The organism is Opitutia bacterium ISCC 52 (assembly GCA_014529675.2).
In the GTDB taxonomy this organism is placed as follows: Bacteria; Verrucomicrobiota; Verrucomicrobiia; order Opitutales; family UBA2995; genus UBA2995.
The window spans coordinates 2,657,136-2,670,910 of record CP076040.1 but is presented as its reverse complement, the minus strand read 5'-3'; the positions used below and the strand labels follow the sequence as shown (position 1 = coordinate 2,670,910).

General features: G+C 47.5%; 13 protein-coding genes and 2 tRNA genes. 5 read left to right on the top strand and 10 right to left on the bottom strand.

Annotated features, from left to right (window positions below):
- Nucleotides 1-446: 446 nt before the first annotated feature.
- The 6 genes from GA003_11370 to aroC all read right to left on the bottom strand — a co-directional run bounded on the left by GA003_11370 (nt 447) and on the right by aroC (nt 6,257).
- A complete protein-coding gene (locus GA003_11370; protein QXD26642.1) occupies nt 447-800 on the bottom strand; it encodes a transposase in 354 nt (117 codons plus the stop codon).
- Between the two features lie 142 nt (nt 801-942).
- The gene (locus tag GA003_11365) at nt 943-1,827 is read right to left on the bottom strand and encodes a sugar phosphate isomerase/epimerase (GenBank protein ID QXD26641.1); all 885 of its coding nucleotides are present in this window, start codon (nt 1,825-1,827) and stop codon (nt 943-945) included.
- 81 nt (nt 1,828-1,908) lie between these two features.
- Entirely contained in the window at nt 1,909-3,345 is a 1,437-nt protein-coding gene (locus GA003_11360) for an MFS transporter (GenBank protein QXD26640.1), read from the bottom strand.
- Between the two features lie 828 nt (nt 3,346-4,173).
- Nucleotides 4,174-4,258, bottom strand: a tRNA-Leu gene (locus tag GA003_11355).
- A gap of 170 nt (nt 4,259-4,428) precedes the next feature.
- Nucleotides 4,429-5,157 carry a hypothetical protein gene (locus tag GA003_11350; GenBank protein ID QXD26639.1) on the bottom strand — a complete coding sequence of 243 codons (729 nt, stop codon included), beginning with the start codon at nt 5,155-5,157 and terminating at the stop codon, nt 4,429-4,431.
- Nucleotides 5,157-6,257, bottom strand: a complete 1,101-nt coding sequence (gene aroC / locus GA003_11345; GenBank protein ID QXD26638.1) for a chorismate synthase — start codon at nt 6,255-6,257, stop codon at nt 5,157-5,159. Before aroC ends, GA003_11350 begins: the two co-directional genes overlap by 1 nt.
- 109 nt (nt 6,258-6,366) lie before the next feature.
- On the opposite strand from aroC, the gene GA003_11340 reads away from it, so the two are divergent.
- The 3 genes from GA003_11340 (at nt 6,367) to GA003_11330 (ending at nt 9,402) form a co-directional block, all read left to right on the top strand.
- Nucleotides 6,367-7,131 (top strand): RNA methyltransferase, encoded by a 765-nt coding sequence (locus GA003_11340; protein QXD26637.1) that lies wholly within the window; start codon nt 6,367-6,369, stop codon nt 7,129-7,131.
- A 147-nt stretch (nt 7,132-7,278) separates the two neighbouring features.
- Nucleotides 7,279-8,865 carry a PAS domain-containing protein gene (locus GA003_11335; GenBank protein ID QXD26636.1) on the top strand — a complete coding sequence of 529 codons (1,587 nt, stop codon included), beginning with the start codon at nt 7,279-7,281 and terminating at the stop codon, nt 8,863-8,865.
- Between the two features lie 135 nt (nt 8,866-9,000).
- Entirely contained in the window at nt 9,001-9,402 is a 402-nt protein-coding gene (locus GA003_11330) for a GxxExxY protein (protein ID QXD26635.1), read from the top strand.
- A gap of 93 nt (nt 9,403-9,495) precedes the next feature.
- Here the strand turns inward: GA003_11330 and GA003_11325 are convergent, their stop codons facing one another.
- Both GA003_11325 and GA003_11320 read right to left on the bottom strand, forming a co-directional pair.
- Nucleotides 9,496-10,287 carry a glycerophosphodiester phosphodiesterase gene (locus GA003_11325; GenBank protein QXD26634.1) on the bottom strand — a complete coding sequence of 264 codons (792 nt, stop codon included), beginning with the start codon at nt 10,285-10,287 and terminating at the stop codon, nt 9,496-9,498.
- Nucleotides 10,288-10,906: 619 nt separating this feature from the next.
- Nucleotides 10,907-10,982 (bottom strand) — tRNA-Arg (locus GA003_11320).
- Nucleotides 10,983-11,178: 196 nt separating this feature from the next.
- Here GA003_11320 and GA003_11315 point away from each other — a divergent pair.
- Both GA003_11315 and GA003_11310 read left to right on the top strand, forming a co-directional pair.
- Nucleotides 11,179-12,132, top strand: coding sequence for a lipoate--protein ligase (locus GA003_11315; protein QXD26633.1), 954 nt, complete (start codon nt 11,179-11,181; stop codon nt 12,130-12,132).
- On the top strand, nt 12,133-12,543 hold the full coding sequence (locus GA003_11310) for an RNA-binding S4 domain-containing protein (GenBank protein QXD26632.1): 411 nt from the start codon (nt 12,133-12,135) through the stop codon (nt 12,541-12,543). It abuts the gene before it with no gap.
- A 133-nt stretch (nt 12,544-12,676) separates the two neighbouring features.
- On the opposite strand, the gene GA003_11305 is transcribed toward GA003_11310, so the two are convergent.
- A complete protein-coding gene (locus tag GA003_11305; protein ID QXD26631.1) occupies nt 12,677-13,207 on the bottom strand; it encodes a hypothetical protein in 531 nt (176 codons plus the stop codon).
- 93 nt (nt 13,208-13,300) lie between these two features.
- Nucleotides 13,301-13,639, bottom strand: a complete 339-nt coding sequence (locus GA003_11300) for an MmcQ/YjbR family DNA-binding protein (protein ID QXD26630.1) — start codon at nt 13,637-13,639, stop codon at nt 13,301-13,303.
- Nucleotides 13,640-13,775 lie beyond the last annotated feature (136 nt).

Sequence of the window (13,775 nt, the reverse complement as noted above, 5' to 3'; positions counted from 1 at the left end):
GAGGCTCTCACCAGATGGGAGCAAAGGAATTCATTTTTTCTGATGAAAGCTTAATCTGAGTGGATTCTTAATCCTTCTTGGCTAAATGTTTGCTCCCATCTTTGGAGCGACATGCTGCGTGTTCGAATTTCTTGATTCAGTTACGCACCAAAAGTGCGCGCCTTCATCTCTCCATTCTCAAGCGCAACATCTCATCTCCATGAGAGCCTCTGACTGAAAAACGCCACAGTCTTTCGGCTGTGGCTAATAGAATAGTGAAGTAGCGACGCTGGATACAGCGTCGACTATGAGTTCCGAGTTACTAGGGTGTTGTGAATTTTCTAGAACACAGCCCAATAATTCTCGTCTCGAGGGTCTAATCTGAAGCAACCCGGCAACATACAACTAGTGAACTCGTAGTTCTTCCATTCCTTATACAACCCTTTACGCACAGGATTCTCCTGGATTTAAAATGCAACTCCTTGGAACGCAGATTGTTCAAGCTCTTCTTTTCTTAATAGATGATCGTGCGCTTGATGTTGGAGTTTGATCGGTTTTATTAGAGTATTGGTTTCTTTCCGAAGTTGCCTAGTGAACTTCAGCTGATCAGTTCTTGCGCTGACTCCTGTAGTCAGCAGGTGAATATGATCCGGCATCAAACGGTAGATGGGACAGATGCAGTCGTATCGAGAAAGGAGATGCCATAGCAATTCGCGAAACTGGGAATGAAAGTTTGCTGTTAGCCAGTCGGTCTTCCGTTCTTCAATCGAGTGAGTCCAGAAAATAGATGCAAATCCTCGATAGGCTTCTTTGCGTTTCACGAGGAAGAGAGCGTTTATGAACGGTGGACATACTTTGATTCCACCTTCTTTCGAACGTGGCTACAAACTAAAATGTAGCGACGCTGGATACAGCGTCGAACGTAGCTTTAAGATTTCCTCGGTCTATTAACCGTGGCTAATCCTACAGTTTCGCCAAGTACTTCATGCTCGTCTGAATACTGGCGAGTGGATCCGGTGATTGATCTTGTTCAACATGGCAGTGGTCAACACCAGCCACCCATGCAGCCTCAATGACAGGAGCCATATCAATGATTCCATTGCCGAGCTCTTTGAATGCATCTTTGGGAATCTTGCCATTGTCATACTCAGGCATCTTTAAGCCTCCTTTTAAGTCTTTCAGGTGCAATTGAGAAATGCGTCCTTCCAGCTTTTGCATCATCTTTACCGGATCGATACCCCCTAGCTTTACCCAGAAGATATCGAGCTCGAATTGCATGTCGTCTGAAAATTCTTCGATAAGGATATCGTAGCCTGACTTACCTCCTTTTTGAGGAGCATATTCGAAGGAGTGGTTGTGGTAGGAAAGCTGAATACCTGCTGATTTAGATTTAGCAGCGGCTGTATTCATCAGATTGGCCATCCGCTTATAGTCATCCAAATCTTCCCGTTCGTGATTGTGCAGGTAAGGGATTACCAGGTGGGATAAACCGTGGTTTTTTGCTTTTTCTAAAATATCGTCGAAAGGAATAACGCCATCCTTATTGGGATCAGTAACCGAATCCCAGGCAAAGTGTGAAGAATTGACCTTCATGCCATTATCCTTGGAGGCATTGATCATGTCGTCGGCATTGGGAAAGCCATAAGGCTCAACTTGTTTATAACCGGCTTCGGCAACTGCTTTGATGGTTCCAGCTGTATCTTCAGCAATCTGATTGCGCAGCGTATAAAGTTGGATCCCTATTTGTTGGCGGTATGGATTATTCTCAGCCAGTGCGAAAGCTTTCATCGTAGCGGATGAGGCAAGTGAGGCTGCCAAGGTAGATTTGAGAAAAGTACGTCTATGCATGATGGTTGGTAAACGGGTTTAGTGTGTTCTATTAGAACATTCATTGACCGAAAAAGTGCCAACTTCGAGTCTTTTTATTAACTACGCCTCAGGAATACTTTCAGTCTTTTCACGGCGCTCCCTTAGCTCAGCCTGGATTTCGGTAGCTTTCTTTTCATTCATTGGATAGTAAAATAAGGCTATTATGCCCAGCACGGCCAATAAAGTTGGAAGGAATGCATAGACGAAACGCATCCAAAAAATCGTCGATTCTGTTTGGTTGCCACCCAGGGCCGCGTCGAACGCTATGAGCGACAGAATAAAACTGGCCCCACCGAATGTAACGGCCTGACTCATCTTCTGGAACCAACCGGTGGATGCACCGTACATGCCCTCTCGTCGAAGCCCGGTTTTCCATTCGTCCCAATCGCAGATATCGGCTTTCATGGACGTGACGAACAACCAGAAGCCCATGTCGCCCATCACCAAAAATGGGTAGGTTACCAATTGTAGATACGGGTGATTCGGAGTGAAGCACCACCATGCGAGCAAGGAGCCAATTCCCTGCATTGCGATGCAGAAGCCCAGCATTTTTATTTTCCCAATTCGGGTAGATAAAATAGTAAGTAGTGGGATGGAGATGAAGGAGACTATGGTTCCGACCGTAGTTCCAAGGCCTACCAGATATGCGCCATCTTCTTTCACCCCATCAAAGACATAGTAGATGTTTACATAGAAGCCGAGGGCCATACCGAAGTTGTTTCCAAAGATAGTTACGAATGTTAGAAACACCAAGATCTTGAAAGGCTTGTTTTTAAACGTCATACCAATTGCTTTAAGCAGATTGATACGGGCCTGGTTTTTGGCTTTTTCGATACTCCCTTCTTTGACCTTTGTAAGGGCTGGTAGAATGGTAATCAGTATTAAGATTCCTGAAGCGGCTCCAACCCATTTCACGCCTACTGCGGCATCTCCGCCAAAAATGGGATGCAGGCTGAGCCAGAATAGCCATGGGAGGATCAACTTCGCGATGGCTGCAAAAAATGCCCGGTAAGCGAAGACGCGAGTACGCTCATGGTAACCGGTGGTCATCTCATAGCCCAAGGCATTGTAAGGAACCTGAAAACAGGTCACGAATGCGTAGTGAATGACTGCCATGATCAGGAAATACCAGAACAGCGGCCAGGCGGTGCCATAGAGGCTCTTGGGAACCCACCAGATAAATGTGAAGGTCAAGGCGGACCCTGCCGCACCAAATAGAATGAAGGGCTTCCGGCGACCCCATTTCGAACGCCAATTGTCACTGAGATTTCCTATAAAAGGATCCGTAAAAGCGTCGAAAATCCGAATGATGATGAAGACTGCCCCGAGGAAATTGGTATGGAGCAAAAACGTGATGTTAAAGATCGGATTTCCCAGGTGTTTGATGCCCGTGACTACGAACTCATGAGGTAAGGCTCCTAAACCAAAGGATAGCTTTTGCTCAACGGAGACTTTTTCTGAATTTGAGTTGGCTACAGATTCATTGTCAGAGGACATGGAGTAAGAAGGCGCGGTTAATACAGTTGGTAATTGAGATGAGGACTAGTTCAACGTACGTCCTAAGTCCTGGCCATGCAAAAAGTATGTATCCGTTGCATGACGTACGGATATCCAACCCGTCTTGAAGGAAACGGTAGGCGGTTGCCCAGGAAGTTCTGTCGCCTCCTTCAGCAACTTTGAAGGAGCAGGCTCGTGAATCTTTCCAGATTCAAATCAAGGAGTTGACCGACTCACTTTCCGAGAAATCCTCAGCGCTCAAATCTGCCAATGACAAAGAGCTGGCTCTATTAAAGCAGCAGCGCGAGCTCAAGGAAGCTCCGTCTGTTCATAAAAAACAGTATTTAACCCCGATCCCTGAGTTCAAATTCTAAATGCCTCAAAACGGCTAAAAGTAGCGCCAAATGAGAAGACGTCAGACGAACCGAAAGGGGACGGTCCTCCCACGTTGCTCCAAGAGCTCCCGACGTCGCCTACAAAGAGCAGGCTATGAAGGGCATGAGGAGGGACGCACTAGTATTTAAGTATTGTACGGGGGAGGAAATGACATCAGGTCTTCCTGCTTCGCGCTTCTCTTTTGGAGATTACTCAGTACTTAAATCTGCTATTCGGATAATTTTTTCTTTTAATGGTCCTCCATTTTACATTTCAACACTTCGTTTTAGATGCAACTCAGTTGAGGCAGCTGATCGATTGGTCAAAGCATTCAACCATTATCAAAACCTGATTCGGAGTAATTCAGTAAACCCGAACCTTTTTTAGGGGATTTGTATTAAAGAAAAACTCATTTATGTAAGTAATTTTAAATGAGTCGATTATAGATTTAAATGGTGCCCAAGGGGGGATTCGAACCCCCACACCTCGCGGCACATGAACCTGAATCATGCGTGTCTACCAATTTCACCACCTGGGCATATCGTACCTCGAATGAGGATTAAAGAACCGAGAATTGAAGGTAGCTTGCTTAGCTTTGCCAAGTCCAAAATGAGCTTAACGGGACGAGGGGCGTGGGACAGGGGACGAGGGTGAAAATATTAATCCCTTCGACCCTGAGAAGCCACCTTACGGTCCTAACTATAGGCTCTATTCGTTCTCCAAAATAGCCGCCACATCTGGTACCCACTTTTCGCGACTTCCACTGGCAATGCGTACCATGTAAGGATCTTCTGTAGGGCCTTCCCAATCTTCGTCGTCTTCATCGTCAAGCCAGGCATCTTCCTCTGGTTCGAAGTAGAGAGAGATGCGGCGTGCTTGGGGTTCTAGAATGAGTCCGGGATTCTTAATGCCTTTTTTGAAAACTTGTTCGAAGAGGCAGGGGAATTGCTGCTCTTTGTACCGGTCGATCACGTCCTGCACGAATTGGTTGGTCGTATCGGCGCCTCGATTGATCAGGCAGACGTCTGAGAAATGGATGCAGGCGTCATACCAGGACTGCAATTTTTTGTGAGCTTCCAGCTGATCGCATTGAACAACCGAGATTACCCGCCCGAGCTCGCAGCTACTTTGTTCTACTAGCGTTTTAAGGGCTTCAAACTGATCGACGGGGTTTGCTAGTCCGGGAGCAATAATGAGGTTGGTGTGCTGAGGATTTATTTGATCGGTAGTAATCTGACTGACTCCACTTTTGTAAGGTTCAATTGTTACGTGATTGAGGGCTGAAAGTTTGTCATCCCACTCGTTGGGCTTTTCCTGCTCTTCGATGTGCAGCGTGAACGGATCCGATTCGGTAGCCAGATCTTTGATCAGATCATAAACATTATAGCGTCGACCTGAGGATTGGCACCCCAGGATTAAATAGACGTATTCCGCCACTATTCGTCGAAATTAAAGGTTTTATTCTGGGCAGAGTCGCGCATCCAATGATCCACCAAGACTAAGGCAGTCATGGCTTCGACGATAGGAACTGCACGTGGCAGTACGCAGGGGTCATGGCGGCCACGACCAATGAGCTCGGTGTCCTGACCTTCTTGGTCGACCGTTGTCTGTTGCTGGAGAATGGTCGCTGTTGGTTTGAATGCTACCCGGAAAATTAATTCTTCGCCGTTGCTAATGCCTCCTTGGACTCCACCGGAGTGATTTGTCTGGGTACGGACTTGGCCATCCCGGTTTTCAAATGGGTCGTTGTGTTCACTTCCCTTGAGTAGCGTACCTGAAAATCCACTACCTACTTCAAATCCTTTGGTTGCCGGAAGGGAAAGCATGGCCTTGGCAAGGTCTGCTTCCAGGCGATCAAATACGGGCTCGCCGAGTCCGACAGGAAGGTTGCGCACTCGAGTTTCGATGATGCCTCCAATCGAATCGCCTTCGCTTCGAACGGCTTTGATCAATGCGATCATTTTTTCAGCCGTGTTCCCTTGAGGACAACGGACCGCATTGGCTTCGACGTCCTCAAGGCTAGGGAAGCTATCGTTGTCCGACATTGAGATATCCTGTACGGTCTGAACATAGGATCGCAGCTCAATATTGCCGGTCAGGGAAAGAATCTTTTTGGCTATGGCTCCGGCGGCTACACGACCGATGGTTTCGCGTGCCGAGCTTCGGCCTCCACCTTCATGGTTACGAATACCATACTTGGTTTGGTAGGTGTAATCGGCGTGTGAAGGGCGAAATTTCTCCTTCATTTCCGCATAGGCTTCGGGGCGGTGGTCGCCATTGGGCACGTACATGGCGATGGGGGTGCCCAGCGTTTTGCCTTCGTAGGTGCCAGATACGATAGACACCGCATCGGTTTCTTTGCGCGGGGTAGTGATGTCACTTTGTCCAGGACGCCGTCTATCCAACTCGAATTGTATCTCTTCCTCTGTGATGGGTAGATTGGGCGGGCAGCCGTCCAAAACCACGCCGATGCCGCCACCGTGGCTCTCGCCCCAGGTGGATATTGTAAACAGTTTGCCGAATGAATTTGAACTCATGTTGGGAAAATTATTCGGGATTTAAGGGAGCCTGAAGCCAAGCGTCAATGCCTGGATTTGCGAAGTAGAAGCCTTTGACCTGCTAGAATATTTTTACCTGAATGGTGAAATGGGTGCTAGAGACGATCCGAAATTCCAATCCTTTGTAGATGGGCTCACAGCTGAGCAGAAGGAAGCTCTCAAAGAGTTTTTGGAATCCTATGTTACGGCAGAGAAACGAAAGCAGATGGAAGAGGTGTTGAGCCATAGAACTCGGCATGTGGCGCTCGTTCTGGAAAATGTATTTCAACCACACAATGCCGCAGCGGCTGTTCGTTCCTTTGAGTGCTTTGGCTTTCAGGACCTGCATGTGATCGAGTTGCACAACGACTACCATATTAATCCGGACGTGACTGTCGGTGGCTGCAAGTGGGTGAGTCTGCATCATCATAATAAAAAGGCCGGTGAGACAACCCGTCTGCTGACTTCCATGAAGGAGCAGGGCTACAAGGTGGCAGCAACTTCCCTGCGACCGGGTTGTATCCCGCTTGAAGAATTGGATCTCTCACAACCAGTAGCCATTTGTTTTGGAACTGAGGAGCAGGGGTTGAGTGAGGAAGCGCACGATCTTGCCGATGTGTTTGTGCAAATTCCTTCCTATGGATTTACGCAAAGCTTCAATGTCTCGGTGAGCGTAGCTTTAACCTTGAGCTCTATTCGCAATCGATTGGAGGGGAGTGAGATTCCCTGGCAATTGAGTCAGGCTGATCATGAGGACTTATACCTGACGTGGATGATGAAAACGGCTAATCGGGGGCACTTGTTAGCCAAGCGATTTCTTGAGGACATGGATGCGCCGAAGGGTGGATACGAGGAAGCATCTCAGGATTCTTAGATCGTTGAGTCGCAGCGATAACCATGGGGCATCGGTAGCGTTGTGCTGTTCTACAATTGGTAATCCAATTAAATGCAGCCGACATCCATTTTGTCTTTGCCTGATGATTGCAATGATTTCACTTTAGACAAATCCTACATTTCTTGCATGGCGACCAGTTCTGACAATTCCGACTCAACAGAATACATTTCGGTGGATTCTCCGCTGTTTTGCGATTTGGATACCCATCGGGCAATGCTCCAATCGATCATCGATCATTCACCTGCGGATATTTATCTGAAAGATCTCGAAGGAAAATACCTGCTGGTAAATCGAAACTTTGGAAAACGGGTCGGTATGGATCCCACCCAGGTGATAGGCAAGACGGCTCACCACTGCTTCAATCAAGAGGAGGCCGAACAAAAGTCAGCCAATGATGAAGTGGTTGTCAAAGAAGGAGCAGCCAAGCAGTTCGAAGAGATTGTGACCATGTCCGATGGTCCGCATACCTTGCTTTCCGAGAAATTTCCTGTTCGCGACGAGCAGGGTGTGGTGAATGCCGTTTGCGGGATTTCCACGGACATCACTTCTCGTAAAACCTACGAGAAGAAGCTGCGACAGCTCAGTAGTCAAATTCAGCAACAAGGCAGAACACTGGAGACGGTGCTGTCGGCATCTCCGAACATTGTGTATATGTTTGATAGCCAAGGTCGCTTTCTTTATGCGAATCAGGCTGGGGCAACCAACTTTGGTGTGCGACCTGTTGATATTATAGGCAAAACCTGGAAAAATTTAAAACTCTCAGAAGAGGTGTTTGGTCCTTTCATGGCTGATACGTCCAGGGTCTTTAAAACGGGGAAGACGAATCGAGGATCGATGAGCTTTCCCACACCGGATGGAAATCAAGAGTATGCTTACACCTTGATTCCTATCATGGATGTCAGGGGACGTGTGGTAAACGTGATCGCTTATGTAAACGATGTTACCATGGATCGTGAAAAAGACCGGATCCTGAAAGAACAATCGCGTGAGCTGGAGCGTTCGAATCAGGAATTGGAGGAGTTTGCACGTATTGCCTCGCAGGACTTAAACGATCCTCTCCGTAAAGTGCAGCGACACTTGAGCGCCTTGGAGGATACACTTGGAGCCGAACTCCAGGGGGATTCGAAAAATCATCTGGCGGGTGCCATGGAAGGTGCTGGTCGGATGAAAGTGCTGATTAGTGATTTATTGGAATATTCGCGAGTAGGGGTTCGCTCCGAACCTATCCGTAAGTTGAAAATGGATGAACTGGTTGAGCTCGTTCAGAAGGACCTTAAATTGAGTCTGCAGAAAACGGGTGCGTCCATTACGGTAGATAGATTGCCAATTGTTTGGGGTAATGACGATCGTTTGCGTCAGCTACTACAGAATTTGATATCCAACGGGATCTTGTATAACGACCATGCCGAGCCGACCATTCACATCTCAGTCGAACAACGAAATGATCAATGGGTATTTGAGGTGAAGGACAATGGTATTGGGATCGAGGCTAGAGACTTTGAAGCTGTGTTTCAAATATTTCACCGAATTGATCGACGTAGTGAAAACTCAGGTACGGGTGTGGGCTTGGCAATCTGCAAAAAAATCGTCGCCCAGCACGGTGGCGATATCTGGGTGCGTTCCATGCCCGGTGCCGGGTCTTCTTTCTTCTTCAGCATGCCGATCCGTTACAAGGGTGGCCACCAAATGACAATCGATTTGTTTGGGGAGTAGAGGAAGAGCAGAGGGAGTTTTGAACAGTACCGAGCAATGCGACACATCTCCAAGCGAAGCGCAGAATAACAGTTAACGAAGGAAACGAAGAATTTGGTTCTTCATCTTTGTCGCGTTATCCATCATTATTCTTGCATGCATCCCTTATTTCAAAAAGCAGATAAGCTGTCTCGAGAAGTCATTTCAGGGGCTATTGAAGTTCATCGAGACAAAGGACCTGGGTTGATTGAAAGTATTTATGAGCGTTGCCTGATGAGGGAGTTGGAGCTTCGAGATATTGATGCTACGAACCAAAAGGATATTAAGGTTGAGTACAAAGGACTCATTTTTGATGAGCCACTGCGTTTCGATATACTTGTGGAAGATTGCCTCTTGATCGAAGTTAAGGCGGTCAGAGAATTACTGCCCATTCATCAAGCCCAGTTACTCAGCTACATGAAGTTGCTAGATGTCCGAGTCGGGCTACTCATAAATTTTCACCAAATAAAACTCATTGATGGGGTAAGGAGATTAATTTTACCAGGTTCCAATCAGTGACATAAATTGAAAAGATACCAAACCTGCTTCTTCGTTTCCTTCGTTACCTTTTGTTCAAAAAACCATCACCAAAGCTTTTGTTCAAAAATCCGATCATAGGTGCTCCCTTATCACCCCCGGCACATTGGTCGTGATCGACATCGTTCCCCAGTCTTTGAAGCGCTCTGCCTCGCTGGGATCATCGACGGTCCATACATGGTATTCGTAGCCGGCATCGAGTATGGTTTTTATATAGCCGCCAGTAATGTGCTTGTTACTCGAGCTGAATCCATCTGCTCCAATATCCTTGAGCACTTCCAACACTTCGGAAGGAGTAGGCTTTATGCTGCCCACTAGTGGTTGTTCGAATCCTGAAAGCCAGCAGGCCTTGAATTGGGGGGCTTTAAGTTTTACTTCCCGGATGACTTCGGCATCAAAGGCTATGACGACTATCTGATTCTCTTGCAGACCAGAGGCAGTGATCTCCTCTAAAAGGGTAGGCGCAATCTCTGGGCCACATTTCACTTCAATGTAGATTTTTTTTCCTTCAGGAACCGTCGCAAAAACGTCTGAGATTAATGGGATGGGTGTGCCTTTGTATTTGGGACTATGCCAGGCGCCGACGTCTAATGCCTGGAGCTCTGAGAAAGTAGATTCAGCAACGATCAATTCTGTGCCAGCGAGTTTCTTCGTGTTCTTGTCGTGAATGCATACGATATGGCCATCTCGAGTCAGAAAGAAATCACCTTCAATGGCATCCGCTCCTTGTTCCCAGGCCAGTTTGAAAGCGGGTAAGGTATTTTCAGGAGCATCTTTAGACGCGCCTCGGTGGGCGACGATGAGAGGTTCCAATGCTTGAGAGGAGGATACAGTCATAAGAAAAAGAGCTAGTAGTAGACGATTCATAATCGGGACAAGAGTGGATACTTTACCCCATAGTTTCAAACGCCATCGTAATCACGGGTTTTAAGTGATTAAAAAAGAGTGAGTTATGGATTTCTATTCAACAAAAATTAATCCCAGAAAGAGTGAGTATCTATGGACGTGCTTCCGAAGGCTAACACCGACATGCGCGAAAAGCTGCGTTCCAGTTCGCAACTCGCTTGGTCACGTAGTTGTCTACGCTCCCGCGCCGACTTGCGATCTGCGCCTTGCTCTTCATCGCATCTCGATTTTTTGATACGTTTGGGTTTTCACTCATGAGACTGTCCTATTCTGGCATTGGGTAAACGAGAAACATTTCTCCTGCTCTAGAAAGTGATACAGGGGTAATCATTTCTCTGTCGTGCGGTACGTATCCCTGGATCCCGGTCATGGTTCGTTCAAAAGGTTTCCAATTCAGATCGCCTATGGTTTCAATCTCTCCCAGAGTGACTAAAAATTAATTCTGCTAGCTGTTCTGGTGGCGGATGGTTCGCCATCTACCGAGACATGACCGGGCAGCGCAGCTGAACCGGAATACCGTCGGTGAGAGTCCAACGGTCGTGAGATGAAATGGTATGCCATCCATAGTCTTGGCGAAGGATGGCACGGGCGGCAGGACTTGAACCTGCGACCTACGGTTTAGAAAACCGCAGCTCTATCCACTGAGCTACGCCCGCATCATTAAAAAAAGGCAAAATAGGTTGAGATACTCGCTCGTCAACGATTGTTTGAGCTGCGGAACCGCAGTGGGTGATGTCGGCTTACGCCTCGGTACTATCCACTGAGCTACGCCCGCATCATTAAAGTGTCGGAAATTAGGAAAATTGCTTGGACGGTCAATCATCGTTTTCACAGATTCAGATCTTGATTCCAGTGAATCCCTCAGCTCCAATTCGGCCCATGGAGGTGTTTGTCAGTCCGGTAACGGATTCCTGGGTGAATCTGGGGCTGGAATCTTTCTTTTTGAATCAGTGCGAAGGGGAGGGGTGTCTTGTATATCGGAATGCTCCCTGTGTGATCATTGGAAAGAATCAGAATCCTTATAAGGAAGTCGATGTGACTTATTGCAAAAGCAATGGGATCGATGTCATTCGTCGAGAGAGTGGAGGTGGAGCGGTTTACCACGACCTTGGTAATATCAATACCGCATTCTTTGGGAAACGCAGAGGTGTGGCGGATGACTTATTCTGTCGTTGGACGAAACCACCGATTGCTTTCCTGGAATCTTTGGGAGTAGATGCGGAACGGGATGGGCGCAATGGATTGGAGGTCGATGGCAGAAAGGTATCGGGTTCTGCTCAGACCTTGAAAAGGGATCGCTTCCTTCATCATGCCACGCTGCTCTGTGCGAGCGATCTGGTAAAACTGGAGGAATCTTTATCTTCCGAACGAATCCGGGTGAGTGGACAGAGTGTGGAGTCCTATCGAAGTCCGGTTGAGAATTTGATGGAGCATGTGGATGAAGCCGGACAGGTGGAACGTTTCCTCGAACAATGGGTCGATTTTCTCTGCGCTCGTTTCGAGGGAGTGCGATCCTCAATTCCTTCTCAGTCAGGACCTGTGGTTCAATCCCTGGTGGAAGAGCAGTTTTCTCGATGGGAATGGAATGTCGGGCGATCGCCCAAGTATAAATTTCGACTGCCGATTGAGGATGACTGTCTCGTTTTCTCGGTGGTTAAGGGGAATGTGGAAGCAGTGCATTGGGAGGAGAGCGGCGAAGATTCCGCGTTGTCAAAAACACTTGCCGGAAGGCCGTTTTCATTGGAAAGCTTGAAGCTGACTTCTGTAATATCGGTGTGCCCGAAGTTGGAGGAGATTATTTTTTAGATGCCTGAGGTAGTTCCAAAAGAAACCATGCGTATCGACAAATGGCTTTGGTGTATCCGCGCTTATCGTACAAGGTCCAAGGCTGCGGCGGCCTGCAAGGCAGGTCATGTTCATTTGAATGGGCAAGTGATCAAGCCGGCTTCGCCCGTCCGTATAGATGACACACTCGTCGTCGAATATCCTAGACTGAATAGAACACTCAAGGTTGTTGCTTTATTGCCTCGGCGTGTGGGTGCGCCCAAGGCTATTCAACACTACGAAGATCTGACACCAGAATCTGAATACGATAAGCTCAAGACTCAAACCATGGCACAGTCTTTGATTATGCGTGATCGAGGAACGGGGCGTCCAACGAAGAAGCAACGACGCGAGTTGGAAAAGTGGTTGCTTGATTGGACGGATGAGTTCTGAGCGAAGAGCTGGGAGTTAGGAGACAAGAGCTTGGAGCAGAGAGCAGAGAGCTTGGAGCTGAGAGTGAAGGGAAGGCTGAGAGCCAGGGTGAGTAGGAGAGGGGGTGAAAGGGGAGACTGGTGGGTCTGGCTTTTTAGCCGTAAGCCAGACCCCAGATTTCCATGCGACCGGCGAACCAATGTTTCAATCGCTTTACCGTCGTGTTGGTCTGACTGAAGTTACCTTTATCCATAAGGTCTTTCAATTGATTGAGGGATAGCTCCTCGATTGCGATTTTGGTTTCTATGGGGAAAAGTCCGGATGCAGTTTCTGTCAGCAGTTTTAGGTCGTAGTCTTGACCGTGATTGATGAGACAAAGGCTTAGGTTTTCTCTCTGGCCTGTTTCGTCGCAGCTCAAGAAGGATTGAGTGAAGTCTAGATCCAGTGAAATTTGGTTTTCGTCTTCGATCCGTTTGAGTAGGCGAGCGTGAGCTGAACCGTTGGTCGCACGGGCTTGGCCACCTAGAACCAATCCGATTATGTCCACAGTCGTGATAGATTCTTCGCTGGGTTGCTGTCGAATCCACTCCTGACCAATGTCATTGAGCTCAAAATGGATGTATTGAACGCCTACACGTGCTATGACAGAGAGTCGCCCGTCCTTAGTTTTACTGGTTTGGATCATCGTTTGCGGATTCGGATAGATAGAATGGATGTAGAGGATAGTGAGTAAGAAAACCTGAACTGGAAAGAAAAATTCCTGTATCGGATTTTTGGATTATTCGGAGATATCCCTTAGGAATTGAGCATGCCAATCATTCTCCTGGTTTCTTGGCTTAGTTGATGCTTCTTTTACTTTCTTTTGGTCCTTTTTGCTGAGCCCTTGGACGACAAGATCATAGGAGTGCTGAATCAGCTCAGTTACGAGTGAGTGGGGAAACGATCCATCCAGGGTCAGGGTATTCCAATGTTTTTTGTTCATGTGGTAACCAGATTGAACGGAATCATACTGTCTCCTAAGCTCCAATGAGCGATCAGGGTTGCACTTTAGGTTAACCGTGAGCGGTGTTTCGTATGCGGAGAACGCATACATCTTTCCCATGACCTTATAAACCACTACCTCAGGACCGAAGGGTTGTTCTTCGGTGGCTGATGGGAATGGGCTTCACAAATCCACAAGGTATCTCAGCGCTCAGTGACGCGCATCTAATTACAGGATTTTATATTTTAATCTTTGCGGGTCTGGCGAGTGT

Excerpts from the sequence above, each read along its gene's own strand:
- GA003_11365 (QXD26641.1), bottom strand. The coding sequence starts at position 1,827 with ATGCATAGACGTACTTTTCTCAAATCTACCTTGGCAGCCTCACTTGCC.
- GA003_11360 (QXD26640.1), bottom strand. The coding sequence starts at position 3,345 with ATGTCCTCTGACAATGAATCTGTAGCCAACTCAAATTCAGAAAAAGTC.
- aroC (QXD26638.1), bottom strand. The coding sequence starts at position 6,257 with ATGAGTTCAAATTCATTCGGCAAACTGTTTACAATATCCACCTGGGGC.
- GA003_11340 (QXD26637.1), top strand. The coding sequence starts at position 6,367 with ATGGGTGCTAGAGACGATCCGAAATTCCAATCCTTTGTAGATGGGCTC.
- GA003_11335 (QXD26636.1), top strand. The coding sequence starts at position 7,279 with ATGGCGACCAGTTCTGACAATTCCGACTCAACAGAATACATTTCGGTG.
- GA003_11330 (QXD26635.1), top strand. The coding sequence starts at position 9,001 with ATGCATCCCTTATTTCAAAAAGCAGATAAGCTGTCTCGAGAAGTCATT.
- GA003_11325 (QXD26634.1), bottom strand. The coding sequence starts at position 10,287 with ATGAATCGTCTACTACTAGCTCTTTTTCTTATGACTGTATCCTCCTCT.
- GA003_11310 (QXD26632.1), top strand. The coding sequence starts at position 12,133 with ATGCCTGAGGTAGTTCCAAAAGAAACCATGCGTATCGACAAATGGCTT.
- GA003_11305 (QXD26631.1), bottom strand. The coding sequence starts at position 13,207 with ATGATCCAAACCAGTAAAACTAAGGACGGGCGACTCTCTGTCATAGCA.